Here is a 22,660-nt window from a genome sequence, read left to right as displayed (position 1 = left end):
GAATTGGAATAGTAGAAGAATCCAATTTACAGAGATACACGCGATGTGCAATAGACAAAATTCCTCTTTTTTCATTGTTCTTCATAGTGTATCTCTGATATCCGAGTTAAACCTTTTATTTTCACTGTATTTGAAAGTTGACAAATTCACTTCATTCATCATTTTTCACTATATGTAGTATTGTCTGAATATTAATCGGTACTATATATGGTGGAAAATGATTGTCTGTGTGATGGACATGTGCTACTATTAATCAATAAGAATGATTGCTTTTATACACATCTAGATAAACCTATATATGTATAAATGTCGAAATGGAGGGGTTATATGACTATTCAAACTGACGAAAGAAGAAGGTCAATTAACATTGAGCAGTTAAATAAAGACATTGAAATGTTTAAGCAGGTCCATCCAATCACTGAGGATATGCATCTATCACACAAAGGTGTTAGTCGTCTGGTTATGCTTGATCGCTATGCGTTTAAAGATACAGAAAAACGCACGTTACAAAAAGGTGACTTCGTCGTTCTAACGATTAAAGAAGATCCGAAGTTTCCGGCACGTGGACTTGGGTTTGTTGAAGAACTCCATTATGAATTAAATAAAGCAACTGTAGCTGTACATGAAGATTATGTTGGTGTCTTAGATACCGAAGAAGAACGTGAATCGGGTATGATTGTTCGGTCGCTTGATGTGATTGAGAAACCTCTTGAAGTTTTCTACGAGCAGATAGCGCGACGTAATGCACGTGGTCTCGCGGACGTAGAGAAAACAGATGGGGAAAAGAAGTACTGGGAAGACCGGTTCTATAATGAACTTTCTTCTCTCAACTTTGTTCCAGCGGGTCGTGTTCTCTACGGTGCAGGAGCTGATACAGAAGTAACCTATTTCAATTGTTATGTTATGCCTTTTCCACAGGATTCAAGGGAAGGTATTTCTGAACACCGCAAACAGGTTATGGAAATAATGAGCCGAGGCGGCGGAGTCGGAACCAACGGCTCAACGCTGAGACCTCGTAATACGCTTGCAAGAGGAGTTAACGGGAAATCTTCAGGTTCAGTATCCTGGCTTGATGACATTGCGAAGTTAACACATCTGGTGGAACAAGGTGGGTCCAGACGCGGTGCTCAGATGATTATGCTAGCTGACTGGCATCCAGATATTATTGAATTCATTATTTCTAAGATGCAAAACCCACGTATCCTTCGATTCCTAATGGAGAATACGAAAGATGAGCAAATTAAAAAGCTTGCCGAAGATAAATTGAAATTCACACCTTTATCTGAATCAGAAAGATCGATGTACCAAAGCATCCTAAACTATCGAAGCATTCCTGGTACTGGTGGATTTGAAGAAAAAGTGATGCAAGATGCGCAGGAAAAGCTTCTTACTGGAGGCACTTATTCTGTTCATAATCCTGACTTTTTGACAGGAGCAAATATCTCAGTATGTCTTACAAAAGATTTCATGGATGCTGTTGAGAATGATGAAGAGTACGATCTTCGATTCCCAGATGTCGAGAACTACTCTAAAGAACAAATGGCTCTCTATAATGAGAATTGGCATGAATCCGGCGATGTACGTGATTGGGAGAAGCAGGGTTTCCCTGTTAGAACGTACCGTAAAGTAAAAGCAAAAGAGCTTTGGGACTTAATTAACATTTGTGCAACTTATTCTGCTGAACCTGGTATTTTCTTTATTGATAATGCGAATGAAAAGACTAATGCTACATCTTATGGACAAAAGGTAGTTGCAACAAATCCTTGCGGAGAGCAGCCACTCGCTCCATATTCGGTATGTAACTTGGCAGCAGTAAACCTTGCAGAAATGGCAAACAAAGAAACAAAAACAGTTGATTTTGATAAGTTAAAGGAAACTGTCGAAGTTGGCGTACGTATGCAGGACAATGTTATAAACGCAACTCCGTATTTCCTTGACGAAAATGAAAAACAGGCTCTTGGTGAACGCCGTGTAGGTCTTGGTGTTATGGGCCTTCATGACCTTCTAATCTATTGCGAAACAGTATACGGATCTGAAGAAGGAAATAAGTTAACTGATCAAATCTTCGAAACGATTGCAACAACGGCTTATCGTGCATCAGTTGATCTAGCAAAAGAGAAAGGCAGTTTCCCATTCCTTGAAGGGTCAACACTGGAAGAAACAAATCGCCTTCGTGAAGCGTTTGTTAACACTGGTTACATGCAACAAATGCCAAATGATATTCGCGAAAGTATTCTAGATTATGGAATCCGAAACTCTCACCTTCTGACAGTTGCACCGACTGGAAGTACCGGTACGATGGTAGGTGTATCAACTGGACTTGAACCTTACTTCTCTTTCTCTTACTACAGAAGTGGGAGACTCGGTAAATTCATTGAAGTGAAAGCTGATATTCTTGCAGAGTACTTTGAAAGAAATCCAGAAGCAGATACAGAGAAACTACCTGAATGGTTTGTTTCAGCAATGGAGCTTGCTCCTGAAGATCATGCTGATACACAATGTGTTATTCAGCGTTGGGTAGATAGTTCTATTTCTAAAACTGTTAATGCACCTAAAGGCTATACAGTTAAGCAAGTAGAAGCTGTATATGAGCGCCTATACAACGGTGGTGCAAAAGGTGGAACTGTTTATGTAGATGGCAGTCGGGATTCTCAAGTTCTAACTCTTAAAGCGGAAGAAAATTCGTTTGAACAACTTGAATTCGAAGATGGAATGCAAGAGAAGAAGCAGGTTGTTCTTGTAGATACCATTACCGACCTCCGTTCTACAGACGTTACAATTGGCTCTGAAGTAGGTAATACTTGTCCCGTTTGTAGGAAAGGACAGGTTAAGGAAATCGGTGGATGTAACACTTGTGACAACTGTAGTGCACAGTTAAAGTGCGGACTTTAAAATAATAAAGATTGAAGGATAGACGCAATCGTCTATCCTTCAATCTTTTTGTGTTGTCTCAAACCCTTGGTAATAAGGGATAGAACTACTTATTTCCATGCTAGATTTCCTAGACACAGCTTTTCTTATTTGTTTAAGTTAGTCATAAAAGCGATTGGAACCTTTCCTTGTATCAGCCCATACTATGGTGTATGCTTTTATTGTCTGGCTTAAATGGAATAAAAGATGGAGGGAATCCAATGGCCACTACTCCAAGTATGGAAGATTATATCGAACGTATTTATGCACTAATAGACGGAAAAGGTTATGCCCGCGTATCCGACATCGCGGAAGCATTAGAGGTACATCCCTCCTCGGTAACCAAAATGATTCAAAAATTAGATAAAGGTAAATATGTCGTTTACGAAAAATATCGCGGCTTTATGCTTACTCCTAAAGGAAAAAAGCTTGGCAAGCGTCTCGTTGATCGCCATGCTTTGCTTGAACAATTTCTAAGTGTTATCGGGGTCAATGAGGAGAATATATACGAAGATGTTGAAGGCATCGAACATCATCTTAGTTGGGATGCAATCGATCGAATTGGCGATCTTGTTCAATATTTTGAAGAAACAGGTAAACGAGTAGAAGACCTGCGTGAAGTGCAGCGGAAAAACGAAGAGCAATCCGAATAATTATTCGGATTGCTCTTTTTATGTACTAAAAGTCATGCAGTAAGCTTACGCTGTAATAAGGTGGAAAGGGGGCGCGCGCGTGTTTATTGACGGCGTATTTTCCGGTGGTGGCGTAAAGGGAATTGCACTCGTAGGAGCACTTCAAGCCGTCGAAAAACGAGGTCTCACATTTAAGCGAACGGCAGGAACAAGCGCTGGGGCCTTGATGGCAGCTCTTATTATAGCTGGTTACAAGGGCAATGAACTTGAGAAAATATTACTTGATACTGATTTAACAACATTACTAGAACGAAATCCTGGCTTCACTTTTCCTCTTATGAGATGGCTGATGCTTTATTGGAATTTAGGGCTTTATTCGGGAAAAGACTTAGAATGTTGGGTTGGGGAACTTTTGAGGGAAAAAGGGATTGAAACGTTTGGTGACTTACCTGAAGGGTCTCTGAAAATCATTGTGTCTGACATCACAAAAGGCCGCCTAGTCGTGATACCTGATGATCTTGATCAGTATGGATTTGTACCAGAGCAGTTCTCTGTTGCAAAGGCAGTGCGGTTGAGTGCGAGTTTACCATTCTTTTTTAAACCACAACCACTCTATACCATTGATGGCAGAAAACATTACATCGTAGATGGCGGTATTTTAAGTAATTTTCCATTGTGGGTTTTTCAACCTGAAGATAAACAGAAGGCTGTGAGACCTGTATTGGGATTTCAATTAAGTGCAAATTTCGAACACGCATCAGAACATAAAATATCGAATGCAGTAGATATGTATCATGCACTGTTTGAAACAATGAAACAAGCACATGATGCAAGGTATATTGATGAGCAAAAAGCTCAGAATATCGTCTTTATACCTGTAAATCAAGATGTGACGACTGAATTTAAGTTAGAAAGACAGGGACAGAAGAAGTTAATTCAGCTTGGAAAAGATCGCACATCGCAGTTCTTAAATACGTGGAGGAAACTACCTGATTTCACATAAAAAAAGCTAGCTGACAGGACTCAGCTAGCTTTTCCTCTAAAACAGTGCTCTATTTTTCTTTTTCCCTTTGCGGCCTTCAATGACTGTAAAGGGATTTTGCTTTTTATCATCTTGTAAAGATCGTTTTTTAGGCATGAGTCGTTTAGATGGTATAACGCGCAGGTGAGGCGCATTTCTACGTGGTGCACTTTTCTTTTTCTGCATTTTGGATGATTGCTTTGCGGCTTTTTGATAGGAAGTTGATTGTTTCCCCATCTTCTTTGTCATCAGTTTCCTGACAAGGAAAATAACAAGAGCAGCAATCGCGGCGGTAATCAGAAGCTGTGTGACAAGACCTAATGGGTCAGTGAACAGTTTCCAAATGAAGCCGAGAGCAGCAAGACCAATAATCATATAAATCAGAGGTTGAACAACACGGCGCGACAAATGATTCACCTCCTGTTCGTCTTTAAACAACTTTAGTGCTTGAATCATCTTCCTCTCGTAATTTATCGCGAGAAAGTAATTCGTTAAATGAATGAATTGCCACATCAACTTGCTTGTCATCTGGGTTCTTTGTTGTGAGTAACTGAACCCAAAGACCAGGATAGCCAAGTACTTTAAGAACTGGTACATCTCTCAATTTGTTCGTTAACTGCAGCACTTCGAAGGATACTCCAAGTACTACAGGAATAAGAACAACACGGTAGACTAACCTTACCCATAAAGGATCAGTAGGAACTAACAGGTAGATGAATACCCCAATCACAACTGTAAATAAGATGAAGCTACTTCCACATCTGTAGTGCAAGCGAGATTGTTTCTGGACATTTTCAATCGTAATTGGAAGTCCAGCTTCATAAGCGTTAATCACTTTATGCTCAGCTCCATGGTATTGGAACACCCGCTTAACAATTGGCGTAAGCGATATGAAGTAAATATAGCCAAGGAGAAGGATAAGCTTGATAAATCCTTCAATGAGGTTCTGCACGACATGCCCAGGGAAAATAAATTCCAGTGAAGCAGCAGCTAGTGCGGGTAAAAGTGTAAATATTGTTTTCACAAATGCAAAGGATATAACACCAATTGCAGCTGCACCTAATAACAAAGTTAGCTTAGAAGGTTCTTCTTTCCCTAATACCTCTTCATCTTCTGAAGGGTCGACATCGTAACGCTCACTTGAAAAATTCAGATGCTTAGTCCCATTTCCGCTTGCATCAATAATAGCCACTACACCACGGATAAAAGGAATTTTCTTAAGCTTCGTTCGAATTGGCTTCGGATGCTTTGGGACTTCTAGATAATTAATTGAATCGTCCTTCCGCCGAATAGCAGTTACTGATGTATGTTTGCCTTGAAACATAACACCTTCAACAACTGCTTGCCCGCCATATGCAGGCTTGTTTGTATCTGACAATATCTCTCACCAACCTATTATGTTAAGTAGAATGTTTAATGATATTCTAGCAATTGCTAATGTACTTAACTTACATTCTACAAGATATAGGCAAAAACCTCTAGGTAAGAAACCTCTAGGTAAGAGATTCTAATAATCATTTTCCCCAACATAATGTATTTTAATCTTTTCAACATGTCATTTTATAATAAATAATTCATTAATAAATTGGAGAAGCTAAGCCGTGAGGTGAATGATATGGAAAAAGAGACACAACAAGATCAAAACGATCAGGAGCAACTGGACCAAGATAAGAAAGAACAACCTCTTTCTTTCACGTCAAAAATTGTAACAATAGGTATCGTCGGAGGGGTGTTCTGGGGTCTAATAGGATACTTAACATATCTCTTTAAGTTCACTAAGGTACCCCCATCTCTTATCTTATCTCCATGGGCTCTTGGGGAGTGGAAGAATGAACAACTTGGCCAGTGGATTGGTATAATGGCAATTGGTCTCGTTTCAATTCTTGTAGCATTTCTTTACAAGGTAACGCTAGTGAAAATTAATAACATGCTTGCTGGACTTGGATATGGTCTTGTTCTGTGGGTAATAGTATTCTATTTATTAAACCCGATGTTTCCAGAACTTCCTTCGATTATGAAACTCGATAAAAATACAATGGTCACAACCATCTGTCTATATCTATTGTATGGTGTATTTATTGGTTATTCGATTTCGTTCGAATATCATGAAAACCAGCAAGCGAGCACCTCCTATTCAAACAAATGAAGCTATGGTAGAATGTTCATGGAACATTCTCTTTTTTTTTAATGCTTTTAGGACAATCACCAATGTTCTCAGTGGAAAACAAGTCATGGTAAAGGGGACAGGGATGAGAACTTTCTATGTGCTTAACGGACCGAATTTAAATAGGCTTGGTAAACGCGAACCAGGGATATATGGAAGTGAAACCCTCGAAACGGTTGAAAGTCGATTAGCTGAAGTTGCTAATGAAAATGGAATTTCGATTATTTTTCGACAATCAAATCATGAAGGTGATTTAATCGATTGGATTCATGAAGCAGAGGATGCAGCGGGTATCATTATTAACCCCGGTGCTTTTACTCATTATAGTTATGCTATTCGTGATGCAATTGCTAGTGTTTCTGTCCAAGTAGTCGAAGTGCATATTAGTAATGTACATAACCGTGAAACATTCCGACATACTTCTGTCATTTCACCAGTCACTAGAGGGCAAATTGTAGGATTTGGAACGAATGGATATGAACTAGCACTAAGATCATTTTTATTATCCTGAAGGAGGACGATTAAGTGGAACGTATTGAGAAGCTACGTCAGTCATTTAAAGAATATGATATTGATGCAATGTTAATTACTTCAACAAGCAACCGTAGGTACATTTCTCACTTTACTGGTAGCTCTGGTGTTGTCCTTATAACAGAAAAGGAAGCAAAGTTTGTTACAGACTTTCGTTATATCGATCAAGCAGAGGAGCAAGCGAAAGACTTTGACATCGTTCAGCACAAGGGGCCAATAGTTGATGAAGTAGCAAAAGTAGCAAATCAACTAGGCGTTAAGAAACTTGGATTTGAAGAAACGCAGCTTACATATCAGGTTTTTAAAGCGTATGAGAACAAAGTTGAGGGAACACTTATTCCAATCAGTGGATTGCTCGAGAAGCAACGCATGATTAAAGATTCTAGCGAATTAAAGGTTTTAAAAGAAGCAACTGAAATTGCGGATGCAGCTTTCCAACACATCACAAACTATATCAGAACTGGTTTAACAGAGCTTGATGTTTCTAATGAACTAGAGTTTTTCATGAGAAAAAATGGCGCTACATCATCTTCTTTTGATATTATAGTTGCATCGGGTGTTCGCTCCGCTCTCCCACACGGTGTTGCGAGTGATAAGGTTATTGCAAATAATGAGCTTATAACCCTTGATTTTGGTGCTTATTACAAAGGATATTGCTCTGACATTACACGAACAGTAGCTGTCGGAGATCCAGGAGAAGAACTGAAGGGTGTATATCATACTGTTCTTGAAGCTCAGCTAAAAGCGATGGAACAAATTAAGCCAGGGATGAGCGGGAAAGAAGCAGACGCCATTTCTCGTGATCATATTGCAGCTAATGGATTTGGAGATTACTTTGGCCACTCACTTGGCCATGGTATTGGACTAGAAGTCCATGAGGGCCCTGGTCTTTCTGCCAAATCTGATACGGTACTTGAACCGGGAATGGTTGTAACCGTTGAACCAGGTATTTACTTGTCTGGTAAAGGCGGCGTTAGAATTGAAGATGATACTGTAATCACCGAGTCAGGAAACGAAAAGCTATCTCATTCCACAAAGGAATTGCTGATCCTCGGCGAATAATAAAGAGGGGGACTACCTATGATTTCTGTTAACGATTTAAAGACAGGACTAACAATTGAAGTAGACAACGGCATCTGGACGGTTATGGACTTCCAGCATGTTAAGCCTGGTAAAGGAGCTGCTTTTGTAAGAACGAAGCTACGTAATCTTCGAACTGGCGGCATTCAAGAAAAAACATTCCGTGCAGGAGAAAAAGTTGCAAAAGCACATATCGAAAATCGCAAGATGCAATACCTTTATGCAAGTGGAGATATGCATACTTTCATGGACACAAGCTCATATGAGCAAGTTGAACTCCCTGCAGAGCAAATTAATTACGAATTAAAGTTTCTGAAAGAAAACATGGAAATTTCGATTCGTACGTATGGTGAGGAAACGATTGGCGTTGAACTACCTAATACGGTTGAACTTCTTGTAACTGAAACAGAGCCGGGAATTAAAGGCGATACTGCTTCAGGTGGAACGAAGCCAGCAACTGTCGAAACTGGTTTGACTGTTCAAGTACCATTTTTCGTCAACCAAGGTGACGTTCTAATTATTGATACTTCAAAAGGGGAATACGTTTCCCGCGGATAGTTATAACGAACCAAAACCGCTCTTTTTGAGCGGTTTTTTTATCGCAAAGAAATGAGTGATTACTCACTTTACGAAATGCGAGTGATCAATTAATATAATAGTGAGTAATCACTTATTTAAAGGAGGTAGCTTATGGATACGTATCCGGTTCAGGCGAGTGTAACAAAGCGCTATGGAAAAACGACAATACTTGACGCTATTGAACTAACCTTTCAAAGGGGAGAGATTTTTGGACTCCTTGGACCATCAGGTTCCGGTAAGACAACGTTGGTTAAACTTCTGTGCGGTATTGAGGAAGCGACAGAAGGAACTGTTCAAGTCTTTAATCAACAAATGCCAGATCTTAACGTAATGAACCGAATGGGGTATATGGCGCAAGCAGATGCTCTATATGTTGAGTTAACAGCTAAAGAAAATTTAGAATTCTTTGCAAGCCTTAGTGGAGTTAAGCGTACGGAACGAAAAGAACGAATTCAAGAAGTAATGAAGCTAGTAGACCTTGAACAGCATCTCGATAAGAAGGTAGAGACCTATTCAGGAGGTATGAAAAGACGACTGTCTCTTGCGATAGCGTTATTGCATAAGCCGGATATTCTTTTACTTGATGAGCCCACAGTAGGTATCGATCCTTCTCTCCGTCAAAGGATTTGGGATACGTTTGAAGCGTTGCGAATGAAAGGGGTTCTTATACTGGTAACAACTCATGTGATGGATGAGGCTGAACGCTGTTCAAGATTGGGTTTAATAAGAGAAGGCAAGTTAATCGCAGTCGGAACACCAGATGAAATTAAGACAAACACCAAATCAACAACTATTGAGCAAGCTTTTCTTACTTATGGGGGGGTGAAGAGATGAGGGTTTATGCGGTAGTAATCCGTATTTTACGTCAGTTTATTCATGATAAACGAACAATGGCGCTTATGATTGTCGCTCCAATATTGGTATTAACGATGTTATCATTTGTTTTTAATGGAGAGGACCTTAAGCTGAAAATCGGGGTAGTTAATGTGCCGAATGCAGTCATTGAAAAAATAGAAGGAAACGATGTAACGGTTACTAAGATAGAAGCTACCGAGGATATAAAAGGGGTAATAAAAGAAAAAGACTACGATGCCATCATGGATTTTAATAATGAAGAAAGAAAACTTTACTTGGAGGGAAGCGATCCTTCCATAAATAAAGCTGTTGTTGAACGAATTAAAGGAAGTATAGGCTCGGAGAGTGCTGAAACCAAAATGGTTATCCTTTACACATATGGATCAAGTGATATGACAACATTTGATTATTTTGGTCCTGTTCTAGTAGGCTTCTTTATCTTCTTCTTCGTTTTTCTCATAGCAGGGGTATCTTTTTTAAGAGAACGAACCCAGGGAACACTTGAACGTCTTCTTGCAAGTCCAATTAAAAGATGGGAACTTGTCACAGGGTACGTAATTGGTTTTGGACTATTTACAATGCTTCAATCAGCTATTATCGCTCTCTATAGTATTTATATCATCGATCTAAAAATGGAAGGTTCCTTCTTTTATGTCCTTCTCGTAACACTTATGCTTGCTCTGAGTGCATTAACGCTCGGGATTTTGCTATCAGCTTTTGCAAAGAATGAACTGCAAATGATCCAATTCATACCATTAGTTGTTGTTCCGCAGCTGTTTTTCTCTGGTTTGTTTAACCTCGATACCGTATCTGATTATTTGAGTTGGATCGGTCCGATAACACCTCTCTATTATGGAGCAGATGCTCTTCGTGATGTTATGATCAGAGGACAAGGAATATCAGAAATATGGGCCGATTTGCTTGTTTTAATTGGCTTCTCATTTGTGTTTATTATCTTGAATGTGTTTGCGCTCAAAAAACATCGACGAATATAGTGGCAGGAGGAACAGATGAAAATGAATAATAGTAAGACCGATTCGCTCCTTAATGGAGGAGAAACTGGCGAGTTGACTGATAAGCAAAAGCGTATCGTTGAAGCAGCAATTGAAATGTTCTCTGAAAAAGGATTTGCAGCTTCATCAACAAGTGAAATCGCCCGTCGTGCTGGTGTTGCAGAAGGAACGATTTTTAGACATTACAAAACGAAAAAAGAATTGTTACTAGCTATTGTAACACCAGTTATGGGAAACCTTGTGGCACCTTTCATTGTGAAAGATCTAAACAAAGTGTTAGAAAAGAACTATGAATTTTACGAAGAATTTCTTGAAGCTATGGTACGTAATAGGCGAACCTTTATTCAAAAGCATTTACCAATTGTAAGAATTCTAGTGCAAGAGATCCCCTTTCATGAAGAACTTCGTGCCCAATTTATTGAACATGTAGCAAGAGATATTTATACGCGGTTTGAAAATATCGTTCGTCACTTTCAAGAAAAGGGAGAACTAGTTCAAATGCCTCCATCTTCCGTGGTGAGGCTTACAATTTCCTCGATTATGGGCTTTTTCTTGGCTCGCTACATTTTCTTACCTGACCATGAGTGGAATGAAGAAGAAGAAATAGAAATGACGATCCAATTTATCATGAATGGAGTTAAAGCAAGATGAACATCTGGCATAAAGTAGCCAGGTGTTTTTTTGTGGTAAAGCATCATTCTTAAATGTGCAATTTCTTCATAAGTTGTACAAACAGGCAGGGGAGGCTTAGGATGCTTCATTCAGTTCTAGTTATGGGAATTCTGCGAATCGTTTCTGGACTTATCGAACTTACAGCTGCCATTCTTATCCTTCTTTTCAATGATCTTAGAAGCGCGATGTTGATCAATGCCATTCTTGCGATAGTTGGCCCAATTATTCTGATCGTTACAATGTCGGCAGGGTTAATCGGTCTTGCAGGTGATTTATCAATTGGCAAAATTCTTCTCATAGTTATTGGAGTCGCCTTCATCCTTGCAGGAACGCTCTCTTAAATAAGTTGAGACATAATCAGATTGTGTCAGGAATACTAGTGTAGGGAGAAACAAGCATAGAAAGGGGGGACATATGTGGAGGAAGTTCTTCGTCTCCTGCCAGAAGGTGTGAAAAGAATTATTCAAAATTTTTCTCAAAATGATAAAGAATCGATGGAAGAAATTCGAATCCGCATTAATAGGCCACTTGAAATTATGATGACCGGTAAGCCTGTTTTTCCTTTATTAAACGGTAGTGAGTATTATGTCTCTAAAGATGATGCGGCCCAGATGCTTAATAAACTGAGTCAATATTCGCTATATGCCTTAGAGGAAGAATTAAAGAAAGGGTTTGTCACAATTCAAGGGGGTCATCGAGTCGGTCTCGCAGGTAAAGTTATTACCACGAATGGACACGTGAAAGCAATTAGAGACATTGCTTCATTCAATGTAAGGATTGCGAGGCAGAAGCTTGGCATAGCAACACCGCTTGTTTCATATCTTTATGCAGGAGGTTGGATGAACACGATTATCCTTGGTCCACCTCAATCAGGTAAAACAACGATGCTACGTGATTTAACTCGTATTATGGGCGAAGGAGATGAGATGAGAAGGATACAGTCATCAAAAATAGGGATTGTAGATGAGCGATCTGAGATTGCTGGATGTGTAAAAGGAATTCCGCAGCATAGACTTGGTCATCGTGTAGATGTTCTAGATGCCTGCCCTAAAGCAGAAGGAATGATGATGATGATTCGCTCTATGAGTCCAGATATTATTGTAGTTGATGAAATTGGTCGACGTGAGGATAGTGAAGCAATTATTGAAGCAATTAATGCAGGGATACAACTTGTTGTAACAATACATGGTCACGTCATGGAAGATTTGTACAGAAGGCCAAGTATTCAAGAGTTAATTCGTTCTGGAGTTTTTGACCGAATTGTTGAGCTTTCTCGTTCCGACGGACCTGGAACAGTTAAAGCAATTAAAGATAAAACAGGTAAAGAAATCAGACGTAAAAAGGTGATGTAGCATGAAGCTACTTGGAGCAGTTCTCATAATTTTAGCTAGTACCTGGGCGGGGATTGAATGGTCTAGAACTGTAAGTGAGCGCTCACGACAACTCAGACAATTAAAAGCGGCACTTCAGTCATTAGAAGCAGAAATTGTTTATGGAATTACGCCACTTAGTATGGCGTGTGGTCATATATGTAGACAGGTAGGACATCCTGTATCGTGGTTTTTTGATTCATTCAGAAAAAAGCTTGATGCAGGGCATTCAACTGCTTATGAAGCCTGGATTGAAAGTATGGATGAGGTCTGGAAGTATACTGCTTTTAAACAAGAGGAGAAAGAAATAATGAAGCAGCTTGGCGCAACAATTGGTCAGCAAGATCGTGAGCATGAGCAGAAACAGCTTAAGCTTGCACTGATTCATCTCGAACGTGAAGAAAATGAAGCAAGAAATAATCAAACAAAGTATGAACGGATGTTTAAGAGTCTAGGGGTTCTCGGAGGAATTCTACTTGTCATACTTTTGATTTAGTCACTGGGAGGAAATGCAGATGAATCATGATGTAAATACAATTTTTCAAATTGCTGGTATCGGAATTATTGTGGCCATGCTTCATACCATTCTTAAACAAATGGGGAAGGAAGAATATGCCCACTGGGTAACATTGATTGGATTTATCGTTGTACTTTATATGGTGATTACGATAATTGATGACCTTTTTCAGAAAATACGGGGAGTCTTTCTTTTCCAGGGGTAGGGGGTGTCTGCGATTGATATTATTCAAATTGTTGGCCTGGGTTTAATCGCAACCTTCCTTGTCATTGTCGTTAAAGAGCAAAAGCCTGTGTTTGCATTTACCATTACGGTGTTCACAGGTGCTTTAATCTTTCTCTATTTAATAGGAGAAATTCAACATATTATTCAGATGTTAGAGAGTTTAGCAGCAAAGGCAAACGTAGATCTTGTATATGTAGAAACAGTCTTGAAAATTATTGGCATCGCATATATCGCTGAATTCGGGGCTCAAATTGTAAGAGATGCCGGCCAGGGCGCGATTGCTTCCAAAATCGAACTTGCAGGAAAGCTGTTGATCTTGACGATGGCGATTCCAATTTTGACATTAATCATTGAGACTGTTCTCAGATTATTGCCAGCATAAGGGAGGGGGAGAGACGTGCACAAACAAAAAATCATGTTGACGCTGCTGTTCCTCTTTTTTTCCCTTTTTACTTATACAAGTCAAGTTACTGCACAGACCGGCGAAGACAAACCAATGCCTGATCAATTTGTAGACAAGCAGTTACAATCACTTGGTTTACAAGAAATTCAAACTTATTGGAATGAAGTCATTGAAGAGTATGGTGGTTTTTTGCCAGAAAGCCAAAAAGGTTCTTTTATGGAATTTGTTAAAGGTGAAAAGAAACTATCACTTAAAGCCTATTTATTAGGATTAGTGAAATTTTTGTTTCATGAACTCCTTGTACATGGAAAGCTTCTCGGTAGTCTCATTTTGTTAGCGATCTTCAGTATACTTCTACAGAATATGCAAAATGCCTTTGAACACAAAGCTGTTAGTACAGTCGCATATGGTATTATCTACATGGTTTTAATAATCCTAGCTTTGAACAGCTTCCATGTTGCTATCCAATATACAGAGAATGCAATTGCAAATATGATGGGATTTCTTCTAGCATTAATACCTTTATTGTTAGCTCTTATGGCTTCTGTAGGTGGTGTTGCCTCGGTTGCATTCTTTCATCCAATCGTTCTTTTCCTTGTCAATACCGGCGGCTTACTTATTCAAAAATTTGTTCTACCTATGCTGTTTTTATCAGCAGTACTGGCGATTGTTAGTACTATAAGTGAACATTATAAAGTGACGCAACTTTCGAATCTTATCCGAAATATAGCCATTGGGACTCTTGGTGTATTTTTTGCAATCTTTCTTGGAGTAATATCTGTTCAAGGGGCAACAACTGCTGTGGCTGATGGAATCACAATTCGAACGGCAAAGTTCGTAACTGGAAATTTCATTCCTGTCGTTGGAAGAATGTTTACTGATGCAACAGATACAGTTTTAAGTGCATCCGTCTTATTAAAGAATACAGTTGGACTAGCTGGTGTAGTCATTCTTTTAATGATTTGTGCTTTTCCAGCATTAAAGGTGCTTTCGCTCGTGTTGATATACAATATCGCGGCAGCGGTCATTCAACCATTAGGCGGTGGACCAATTATTCAATCCTTGAACGTTATTTCAAAAAGTATTTTGTTTATCTTTGCAGCACTAGCTATCGTATCACTTATGTTTTTCCTTGCTGTAACAATCATTATCGCATCAGGAAATATAACGTTAATGGTGAGATAGGAGGGGCTAAATGAGTATTCTTACAGGCTGGGTAACAAATATCATTGTACTCATCCTGCTTGCGACGGTTCTCGAACTCTTGCTTCCGAACTCCAGTATGCAGCGATATGTCAAAATGGTTATTGGGTTAATGTTAATGGCAGTCATACTTTCTCCAGTACTTACGATCTTTTCAAAAGATTTCAATTCAATGCTAAGATCTGCCACGATAAACGATTTTACTGGAAGTGCAAAACTAGAAAATACAATTGAATCAAAGAAAAGTGAAATACAAGCATCGAATGCTGCATATATTGAAGAACAAATGGCTGTCCAATTGAAAAGTCAGGTCGAAAAGGAGTTGAGAGAGCGGTTTAATCTTGAAATTAGTAGTATAGCACTTCATCTAACTGAAGAAGAAGGCGAGAAGAATATTGATCAAATTGCAGTGATGGTGAAAGAAGCGGCTACTGATCAATCAGTTAACGATATTGAAGCCGTATCTGTTTCGTTGGAGTTTGAAGAGAATGATTTAGAAGATTTCGATTCTACTGATAGTGCTTCTAAAAAAGTAGCTTATTTTCTAGCAGATGAATGGAAGCTGTATCCTAAGCAGGTCGGAGTTCAGGTGAAAGGAGGAGAATAGGGTACATGGATGAAAAACCAACTAGCTGGCTCGATCAATTAAAGCAACCCAAGAAGAAAAAAGGAATGCCATCGATCTATTTAATTATAGCGGCAGCACTTGGAATCATCTTTATGTTTGCCGGAAATTTCTTTTCTGCACCTGATTCCGGCCAGGAAGTGTTTTCTGAACAGGCAGACTCGTCTGATAGTGAACCTGCTTTCGGTCAGAATAAGTCTAATCCGTCGACAATGTCAGAATATGAGAATTTATACGAAACTCAACTGAAGGAAGCGCTCGATGAAGTAGCTGGCGTATCCGATGCAACTGTAATCGTTAATTTAGATTCTACTGAAGAAAAAGTTGTTGAGAAAAACAGCACTTCTACTGATAAATATACTTATGAATCTCCTAAAGAAGGTGGATCACGAAAGATTGAAGAGCAATCCAGTGAAGAGCAGGTTGTGGTGGTACAAAGTGATAAAGGGCAGGAACCAATTATAGTTAGTACGAAAAAGCCAGTTGTTAGAGGGGTTGTTGTGGTGGCGGTTGGTGCAGAGAACATGGAAGTGAAGAAAATGATAGTCGATGCAGTGACGAGGCTTCTTGATGTAAAAAGTCATCGCGTCATGGTCTTACCGAAGAAACTAAAGGGGGAATCATGAGATGGTCTTAAAAAAGCAAACGGTTTGGTTACTAACAATGCTAAGTTTAATTATTGTTCTATCGGCCTATTATATTATGACACCTGGCACTGATAATGTAGCGTTTGTAGGAGATCAAGAGCAGAGTCAAGATGATGCAAAAAGCAATGAAGCAAAAGAAACAAATGCTGATGGGGATGTTGTTTCATCAAGCCTCTCAAGCGATGAAGCTTTTGCGGCATTGAGGCTTGAAATTCAAGAGCAAAGAGATGCAGCGATTGAAGATTATACGGCCGTTATAGCAAGTGAAGCTTCTGCTGATCTTCGGAACGAAGCACATGAACAGCGTCAAGAATTAATGGCATTATCTCAACAAGAATCCGTACTTGAGAATGTTATTAAGTCTGAAGGTTATAGTGATGCCGTTGTTTATACACTTGATAATGATAAAGTAAGGGTCATTGTGAAAGCGGATCAGTTGTCTAATGAAGAGGCAAACAATATTATGATGCTTGCTCAGGAGCAACTTGGAGAAGGGCACCAAATCGCAGTGGAGTTCCAACCTGTAGCGAAATAAGATGGAGATTTTCTCCATCTTATTTTTTTGTCTATGTTATTTTGTCTTGAATTGTTTAACAGTCTAATCGTTTTTTTTGAAGAAGTAACAATGATATACTATTATAGAAATGAAAACGTTCTCTATTTTTGTTACGCTTATTGAGAAAACGCTTGATATATGCATTCTACCTTCTAAACAGAAGATATGATATGATGAATATGCTTAGGACCAGCTTGTATACAATGGTCATAATTTAGGGTTTTGATTCTTTGTGCTTTTCAATGGAGATACTAATGTCAGTAAGAATTATGCTATAATTGATATAATTTGGAGCGTGTCTTCTGCACAGAATAACCCTCCTTACTAATTACTTATGCAAGCGCAAAAAATGAGACAGGGAGTGGAAATCTTGTTAAAAGTTCAAGAAATTCGCGAGTTGATCAAACTAATTGATCAATCAAGCATTGATGAATTTGAATACGAAAATGACGGTTCGAAAATTGTTATGAAGAAAAATGAAGTTCAGTACGCACAGGCACCGGTGGAACAACCAACCCAACAGCCTGTTGCAAAAGAAGTACCTGAGCCAGCTAAATCTCCAGTTGCTACTCCTGAACAACCCAAAGAAGAAGCAACAAATACGCAAGCGGATGAATCTTTACATAAAATTGAATCGCCAATGGTTGGTACTTTTTACGCTCGCCCTAATCCTGACACAGATGTTTATGTGAAAACAGGAGAAAAGGTTTCAGAAAATAGCGTTGTCTGCATCATTGAAGCGATGAAGCTTTTCAATGAAATAGAGGCAGAGGTAAATGGAGAAATCGTAGAGATGCTAGTTGAAGATGGACAACTAGTTGAATACGGACAGCCTCTGTTTTTAGTGAAAGCATAGGTGATCGTATTATGGAAATTAAGAAATTACTCGTAGCTAATCGAGGAGAGATCGCGGTTAGAATCATTCGGGCTTGTGAAGAACTTGGAATAGAGACAGTAGCGGTATACTCTCAGGCTGATAAGGAAGCATTACATGTGCGACTTGCAGACGAAGCTTATTGTATTGGACCAACTGCAGCGAAAGATAGCTATTTAAACTTCACAAATATTATGAGCATTGCTACTGTTACAGGTGTCGACGCTATTCACCCTGGTTATGGGTTCCTTGCTGAAAACGCCGACTTTGCAGAGCTTTGCAGAGAATGCAATGTAACATTTGTTGGCCCTAGCCCAGAAGCAATTAATCGTATGGGAACAAAAGATGTTGCTAGAACAACGATGAAAGAAGCTGGAGTCCCAATTGTTCCCGGTTCTGAAGGAATTATTAAGGACGTAGAAGAAGGTGTAGCCCTTGCAAACGAAATGGGTTATCCGGTTATCATTAAAGCTACTGCTGGTGGTGGTGGTAAGGGTATACGAATCGCTAAGGACGAGCAAGAACTAGTCAAAGGGATTAATATTACCCAACAGGAAGCATCCCAAGCCTTTGGGAACCCTGGAGTTTACATTGAGAAATTCATTGAAGATTTCCGTCATGTAGAAATCCAGGTTCTTGCAGATAACCATGGGAACGCGATTCATCTTGGTGAACGTGACTGTTCAATCCAGAGGCGGTTACAGAAGCTTGTAGAAGAAACGCCTTCTCCAGCTCTTGACGCAAAAATCAGACAAAAAATGGGTGACGCTGCAGTGCGGGCTGCTAAAGCCGTAAATTATTCAGGCGCAGGTACTGTAGAGTTTATTTTTGAGCCATCAGGGAATTTTTACTTCATGGAAATGAATACTCGAATTCAGGTTGAGCACCCTGTGACTGAGATGGTAACAGGAATTGACTTGATTAAAGAACAGATACGGGCTGCTTCTGATGAAACGCTTCGCTTTAAACAAGAAGATGTTACATTCAAAGGTTGGGCGATTGAGTGCCGAATCAATGCAGAAGACCCTGACAAAAAGTTCATGCCATCTCCAGGTAAAGTAGAAATGTATCTTCCTCCAGGTGGTTTCGGTGTTCGAGTTGATTCAGCCGTTTACCCTGGATATGACATTTTGCCTTTCTACGATTCCATGGTTGCAAAGTTGATTACTTACGCGGATACACGTGAAGAAGCGATTGCAAGAATGAGGCGTGCACTTGGCGAATTTGTGGTTGAAGGCGTTAAAACAACAATACCGTTCCATATGCGTTTAATGAACCATGAGAAATTTGTTAGTGGAGATTTCAATACAAAATTCCTTGAGAAATATGATTTAACAGAACAATCAACGAATTCTAAGTGAGGTGTTCAAAATGAATGAACTTCAATCATTTGAAATGGAAGAGCACGATACTGGACTTGGAAAAGTCGAAATTTCTCCAGAAGTTATCGAAGTCATTGGTAGCATCGCAGCGTCTGAAGTTGACGGAGTAGCTGAAATGAGAGGTAATTTCGCTTCGGGTGTCGTCGAGCGCTTTGGTCGTAAAGATCATCGAAAAGGCGTCAAAGTTGAGCTAGGTGAAGATGGTATCATAATTGATGCTTATGTGGTAGTAAGCTACGGATTATCAATCCCAGAAGTATGTGAAAAAGTGCAAGAGAACATTCGACAGGCACTGCTAACAATGACTGCTCTCGAAATTAGTGCAGTTAACGTCAGCGTGGTTGGCATTACATTTGATAAAAAAGAGCAGGAAAACGAAGAATAAGCAGGGGGGTATTCCCCCTGCTTTTTAATTTGGAGAATGGAATTGAACAGTGGAAAACCTGTATTTGTCTGCTACAATATGCTATTATCAATTGGTATAGCAATATAAGCGTAAAAGGAGTATAGCAATGAAAAGAAGACATGCAAGAGAAAAAGCCATCCAGGTATTGTTTCAAATAGATGTAACAGACACCGATCCACGTGAGGCGCTAGAGCACGTATTGAATGAGGGAGAAGGTGACGAGTTTCTATCTGAGCTTGTCTTCGGAACGCTTGAAAACCTCGAGAAAATTGATGAAGTCATTAAAGAAAATCTTGTTAACTGGAGTTTTAGTAGAATTGGGAATGTCGATCGCTCAGTTCTTCGTATGGCTTCATATGAAATGGTCGTAAGAGACGATATACCAGTTAACGTTAGTTTAAATGAAGCTGTTGAATTAGCAAAGCTGTTCGGAGGAGAAGAATCCGGGCGTTTTGTTAATGGTGTTCTCTCTAAGATCATGCAAAAAAGCTAAGACAGGCAGGAGGGATTGTTGTGAAAGCAGATCGCTACATATCGGTCACCGCGTTAACGAGACATGTTAAGCGAATGATTGATAATGAACCTGCACTTCAAGATGTATGGCTCCGTGGTGAATTATCTAATGTAAAACTTCATAATAGAGGTCATCTGTATTTTACAGTGAAAGATGATAAATCTCGTGTTCAGGCGGTAATGTTTGCAGGAAACAACCGCCACATGAAGTTTAAGCCAGAGAATGGTATGAAAGTTTTAATTCGAGGAGAAATTTCGGTTTTTGAGCCATACGGACAATATCAGCTTTATGCAAAGGAAATGCAACCTGATGGTATTGGAAACTTGTACCTCGCTTATGAAGAACTGAAGCGCAAACTCGAGTTTGAAGGATTGTTTTCTGAAGACCTCAAACAACCAATTCCACGCTATCCTACAGAAATTGGTGTTATTACTTCCCCTACTGGTGCAGCAATTCGGGACATATTCACAACAATAAAGAGACGTTATCCTGCAGCAAGAATAACTGTATTCCCTGTTCTTGTGCAGGGTAATAGCGCCAAAAGTTCAATTGTACAGGCAATTGAAATGGCGAACGCAATGAATATGATTGATATTTTAATCGTTGGGCGCGGTGGAGGATCTATTGAAGAACTTTGGGCATTCAATGAAGAGGATGTAGCAAGAAGCATTGCTAGCTCTCGTGTACCAATTATTTCAGCTGTTGGTCATGAAACAGACTTTACCATTGCTGATTTTGTCGCTGACTTAAGAGCTCCAACACCTACAGGTGCTGCAGAACTAGCGGTTCCTAGCATTGTTGAACTGAAAGAACGATTGGATCAGAGAGTACATAGACTTTTGAGAGCTATGAAAGAGAAGCAACTTTCTGAGCGAGAACGATTAACTAATCTTCAGAAATCTTATGCTTTTCGCTATCCTGATCAACTTTTGAGGCAAAAAGAGCAAGAGCTTGATCTACAGGTTGAACGTCTTCAGAAGACAATGAAAAGGTTGCTCGTTTATACTGGGGAGCGCGTCGACAGAAACCATAAACAACTAGTTAAACAGCATCCAAATCGTTTGTTGAAGGAATCAACTCAAGAACTTCATGATTTAAAAGGATCTTTACAGAAAGAAATGCAACGAGTATTGCATGGGAAACAGCGTGATTTTTCACTTTTTGCCGGCAAGTTAAATGCTCTTAGCCCTCTGAAGGTGATGGAGCGTGGTTACAGCCTTGCATATAAAGAAGAAGAACTCATTAAATCTGTTAAGCAGGTTCAACCTGGCGATGTTCTAAAGGTTGAGATGACAGATGGAAAAATAGATTGCCATGTTTGGGGATTAGAGGAGAGTGACTCGAATGGAGAAAAATGAGAATGTAACATTTGAAGAAGCGATGCAAAAACTTGAGCAAATCGTAGGTGCGCTAGAAGAAGGAAATGTTCCGCTTGAAAAAGCGATCTCTTTATTCCAGGAAGGAATGAACTTATCTAATATTTGTCACGAGAAGCTCCAATCAGTTGAAGGAAAGATGGATCAGATTGTGGAAGAGAACGGTGAAATTAAACGCTTCTCTGTTCAGGAGGATGAAGTGTGATCTCTGACCTAACCTCTTATATGAACACTTGCAAGAAACTGATAGACAAAGAGCTTCCGCTATTTATCGAAAAAGTTGAAATGCCTGATACGCTTAAAGAAGCCATGATCTACTCCATTCAAGCAGGTGGAAAGAGAATTCGACCGATTCTTATGCTTGCTACTGTAGAAGCGTTTGGTCAGCCGATCGAGAAAGCTATTCCTACAGCGTGTGCAGTTGAAATGATTCATACATATTCTCTTATTCATGATGATCTACCAGCTATGGATGACGATGACTTAAGACGAGGTAAGCCTACAAACCATAAAGTGTTTGGTGAGGCAGCAGCGATTCTTTCAGGAGATGCCTTGTTAACCCAGAGCTTCGAAATTATTGCTGACGCATCCCTTACAAGTGATCAGAAAGTGGAAATCGTTAAGCTTCTTGCAAATTCTGCTGGACCTGGTGGTATGGTTGGGGGGCAGATGGCTGATTTAGATGGAGAAAAGCAGGAGTTAACGCTTGAGAAACTTGAATATATCCACCATCATAAAACTGGTAAACTCCTCGTGTTTTCCGTACTTGCAGGTGCTATTATCGCAAATGCTGATGACTCACAACGTTCTCATCTAAAAAAGTTTGGAGAGCATATGGGTCTTTCTTTCCAGATTAGTGACGATATTCTTGATGTAGAAGGCGATCAGGACAAAATCGGTAAACTCCCAGGAAGCGATGAGAATAATGACAAGAGCACATATCCAAAGCTCCTTACGTTAGAAGGTGCAAAGGAAAAGCTTACGTTCCATTTCAAAGAAGCCTTAAAGCATTTATCTGCTTCGGGGATTAATCATGATAGACTTCGATCAATCGCGAAATTTATTGTCGAACGTGACCATTAACACTTAATTGAGGATTACTATA

28 protein-coding genes are annotated in these 22,660 nt (G+C 39.5%); 26 read left to right on the top strand and 2 right to left on the bottom strand.

All coding sequences use genetic code 11. The annotated features are described in order from the left end of the window. Positions 1–327 precede the first annotated feature (327 nt). From JI666_RS05710 to JI666_RS05700, 3 genes are all read left to right on the top strand, one after another. Positions 328–2,892 (top strand): vitamin B12-dependent ribonucleotide reductase, encoded by a 2,565-nt coding sequence (locus JI666_RS05710; RefSeq protein WP_206889757.1) that lies wholly within the window; start codon positions 328–330, stop codon positions 2,890–2,892. 239 nt (positions 2,893–3,131) lie between these two features. Next, positions 3,132–3,563, top strand: coding sequence for a transcriptional regulator MntR (gene mntR, locus JI666_RS05705; protein WP_206889755.1), 432 nt, complete (start codon positions 3,132–3,134; stop codon positions 3,561–3,563). Between the two features lie 79 nt (positions 3,564–3,642). Beyond that, entirely contained in the window at positions 3,643–4,545 is a 903-nt protein-coding gene (locus JI666_RS05700) for a patatin-like phospholipase family protein (RefSeq protein WP_206889754.1), read from the top strand. 36 nt (positions 4,546–4,581) lie between these two features. Here the strand turns inward: JI666_RS05700 and JI666_RS05695 are convergent, their stop codons facing one another. Both JI666_RS05695 and JI666_RS05690 read right to left on the bottom strand, forming a co-directional pair. Beyond that, the gene (locus tag JI666_RS05695; RefSeq protein WP_206889753.1) at positions 4,582–4,971 is read right to left on the bottom strand and encodes an SA1362 family protein; all 390 of its coding nucleotides are present in this window, start codon (positions 4,969–4,971) and stop codon (positions 4,582–4,584) included. Positions 4,972–4,993: 22 nt separating this feature from the next. Next, a complete protein-coding gene (locus JI666_RS05690; protein WP_206889752.1) occupies positions 4,994–5,941 on the bottom strand; it encodes a DUF1385 domain-containing protein in 948 nt (315 codons plus the stop codon). 237 nt (positions 5,942–6,178) lie between these two features. Between JI666_RS05690 and JI666_RS05685 the strand changes: the two genes are divergently transcribed. From JI666_RS05685 to JI666_RS05575, 23 genes are all read left to right on the top strand, one after another. After that, positions 6,179–6,709, top strand: coding sequence for a YqhR family membrane protein (locus JI666_RS05685; protein ID WP_206889749.1), 531 nt, complete (start codon positions 6,179–6,181; stop codon positions 6,707–6,709). Positions 6,710–6,812: 103 nt separating this feature from the next. Beyond that, positions 6,813–7,238: a type II 3-dehydroquinate dehydratase gene (aroQ, locus tag JI666_RS05680; protein ID WP_206889747.1), complete on the top strand. Its 426-nt coding sequence runs from the start codon at positions 6,813–6,815 to the stop codon at positions 7,236–7,238. Positions 7,239–7,252: 14 nt separating this feature from the next. Next, positions 7,253–8,320: a M24 family metallopeptidase gene (locus JI666_RS05675; RefSeq protein ID WP_206889746.1), complete on the top strand. Its 1,068-nt coding sequence runs from the start codon at positions 7,253–7,255 to the stop codon at positions 8,318–8,320. An 18-nt stretch (positions 8,321–8,338) separates the two neighbouring features. Beyond that, the gene (gene efp / locus JI666_RS05670; RefSeq protein ID WP_136947491.1) at positions 8,339–8,896 is read left to right on the top strand and encodes an elongation factor P; all 558 of its coding nucleotides are present in this window, start codon (positions 8,339–8,341) and stop codon (positions 8,894–8,896) included. 132 nt (positions 8,897–9,028) lie between these two features. Next, positions 9,029–9,751, top strand: a complete 723-nt coding sequence (locus JI666_RS05665) for an ABC transporter ATP-binding protein (RefSeq protein WP_206889745.1) — start codon at positions 9,029–9,031, stop codon at positions 9,749–9,751. Further along, on the top strand, positions 9,748–10,767 hold the full coding sequence (locus JI666_RS05660) for an ABC transporter permease (RefSeq protein ID WP_206889744.1): 1,020 nt from the start codon (positions 9,748–9,750) through the stop codon (positions 10,765–10,767). Before JI666_RS05665 ends, JI666_RS05660 begins: the two co-directional genes overlap by 4 nt. A gap of 15 nt (positions 10,768–10,782) precedes the next feature. Then, positions 10,783–11,436, top strand: coding sequence for a TetR/AcrR family transcriptional regulator (locus tag JI666_RS05655; protein ID WP_414635127.1), 654 nt, complete (start codon positions 10,783–10,785; stop codon positions 11,434–11,436). 101 nt (positions 11,437–11,537) lie between these two features. Further along, entirely contained in the window at positions 11,538–11,798 is a 261-nt protein-coding gene (locus tag JI666_RS05650) for a DUF2619 domain-containing protein (RefSeq protein ID WP_136947488.1), read from the top strand. A 75-nt stretch (positions 11,799–11,873) separates the two neighbouring features. Beyond that, positions 11,874–12,809 carry a stage III sporulation protein AA gene (gene spoIIIAA, locus JI666_RS05645; RefSeq protein ID WP_206889743.1) on the top strand — a complete coding sequence of 312 codons (936 nt, stop codon included), beginning with the start codon at positions 11,874–11,876 and terminating at the stop codon, positions 12,807–12,809. Position 12,810: 1 nt separating this feature from the next. After that, positions 12,811–13,323, top strand: a complete 513-nt coding sequence (gene spoIIIAB, locus JI666_RS05640) for a stage III sporulation protein SpoIIIAB (RefSeq protein WP_206889741.1) — start codon at positions 12,811–12,813, stop codon at positions 13,321–13,323. Between the two features lie 19 nt (positions 13,324–13,342). Further along, positions 13,343–13,549: a stage III sporulation protein AC gene (gene spoIIIAC, locus JI666_RS05635; RefSeq protein WP_048308951.1), complete on the top strand. Its 207-nt coding sequence runs from the start codon at positions 13,343–13,345 to the stop codon at positions 13,547–13,549. Between the two features lie 12 nt (positions 13,550–13,561). After that, positions 13,562–13,951, top strand: a complete 390-nt coding sequence (gene spoIIIAD / locus JI666_RS05630) for a stage III sporulation protein AD (protein WP_136947800.1) — start codon at positions 13,562–13,564, stop codon at positions 13,949–13,951. Positions 13,952–13,984: 33 nt separating this feature from the next. Next, positions 13,985–15,157 (top strand): stage III sporulation protein AE, encoded by a 1,173-nt coding sequence (gene spoIIIAE, locus JI666_RS05625; RefSeq protein WP_206890383.1) that lies wholly within the window; start codon positions 13,985–13,987, stop codon positions 15,155–15,157. Between the two features lie 10 nt (positions 15,158–15,167). After that, positions 15,168–15,782, top strand: a complete 615-nt coding sequence (gene spoIIIAF, locus JI666_RS05620) for a stage III sporulation protein AF (RefSeq protein ID WP_206889739.1) — start codon at positions 15,168–15,170, stop codon at positions 15,780–15,782. A gap of 5 nt (positions 15,783–15,787) precedes the next feature. Next, entirely contained in the window at positions 15,788–16,426 is a 639-nt protein-coding gene (gene spoIIIAG, locus JI666_RS05615; protein ID WP_206889737.1) for a stage III sporulation protein AG, read from the top strand. Position 16,427: 1 nt separating this feature from the next. Continuing rightward, entirely contained in the window at positions 16,428–16,982 is a 555-nt protein-coding gene (locus tag JI666_RS05610; protein WP_206889735.1) for a SpoIIIAH-like family protein, read from the top strand. A gap of 391 nt (positions 16,983–17,373) precedes the next feature. Beyond that, positions 17,374–17,859, top strand: coding sequence for an acetyl-CoA carboxylase biotin carboxyl carrier protein (gene accB / locus JI666_RS05605; RefSeq protein WP_206889733.1), 486 nt, complete (start codon positions 17,374–17,376; stop codon positions 17,857–17,859). An 11-nt stretch (positions 17,860–17,870) separates the two neighbouring features. Next, on the top strand, positions 17,871–19,238 hold the full coding sequence (gene accC / locus JI666_RS05600) for an acetyl-CoA carboxylase biotin carboxylase subunit (RefSeq protein ID WP_206889731.1): 1,368 nt from the start codon (positions 17,871–17,873) through the stop codon (positions 19,236–19,238). Positions 19,239–19,248: 10 nt separating this feature from the next. After that, a complete protein-coding gene (yqhY, locus tag JI666_RS05595) occupies positions 19,249–19,644 on the top strand; it encodes a lipid-modulating alkaline shock protein YqhY (protein ID WP_206889729.1) in 396 nt (131 codons plus the stop codon). Between the two features lie 127 nt (positions 19,645–19,771). Beyond that, a complete protein-coding gene (nusB, locus tag JI666_RS05590; RefSeq protein WP_206889728.1) occupies positions 19,772–20,158 on the top strand; it encodes a transcription antitermination factor NusB in 387 nt (128 codons plus the stop codon). Between the two features lie 20 nt (positions 20,159–20,178). Beyond that, entirely contained in the window at positions 20,179–21,537 is a 1,359-nt protein-coding gene (gene xseA / locus JI666_RS05585; RefSeq protein ID WP_206889727.1) for an exodeoxyribonuclease VII large subunit, read from the top strand. Then, a complete protein-coding gene (locus tag JI666_RS05580; protein WP_206889726.1) occupies positions 21,524–21,760 on the top strand; it encodes an exodeoxyribonuclease VII small subunit in 237 nt (78 codons plus the stop codon). Before xseA ends, JI666_RS05580 begins: the two co-directional genes overlap by 14 nt. Positions 21,761–21,780: 20 nt before the next feature. After that, a complete protein-coding gene (locus JI666_RS05575) occupies positions 21,781–22,638 on the top strand; it encodes a polyprenyl synthetase family protein (RefSeq protein WP_206890380.1) in 858 nt (285 codons plus the stop codon). Positions 22,639–22,660 lie beyond the last annotated feature (22 nt).

Source organism: Bacillus sp. NTK071 (genome assembly GCF_017303315.1).
Lineage (GTDB): Bacteria > Bacillota > Bacilli > Bacillales > Guptibacillaceae > Guptibacillus.
The sequence above is the reverse complement of the archived record's forward strand: the minus strand, read 5'-3'. Positions and strand labels throughout refer to the sequence as shown.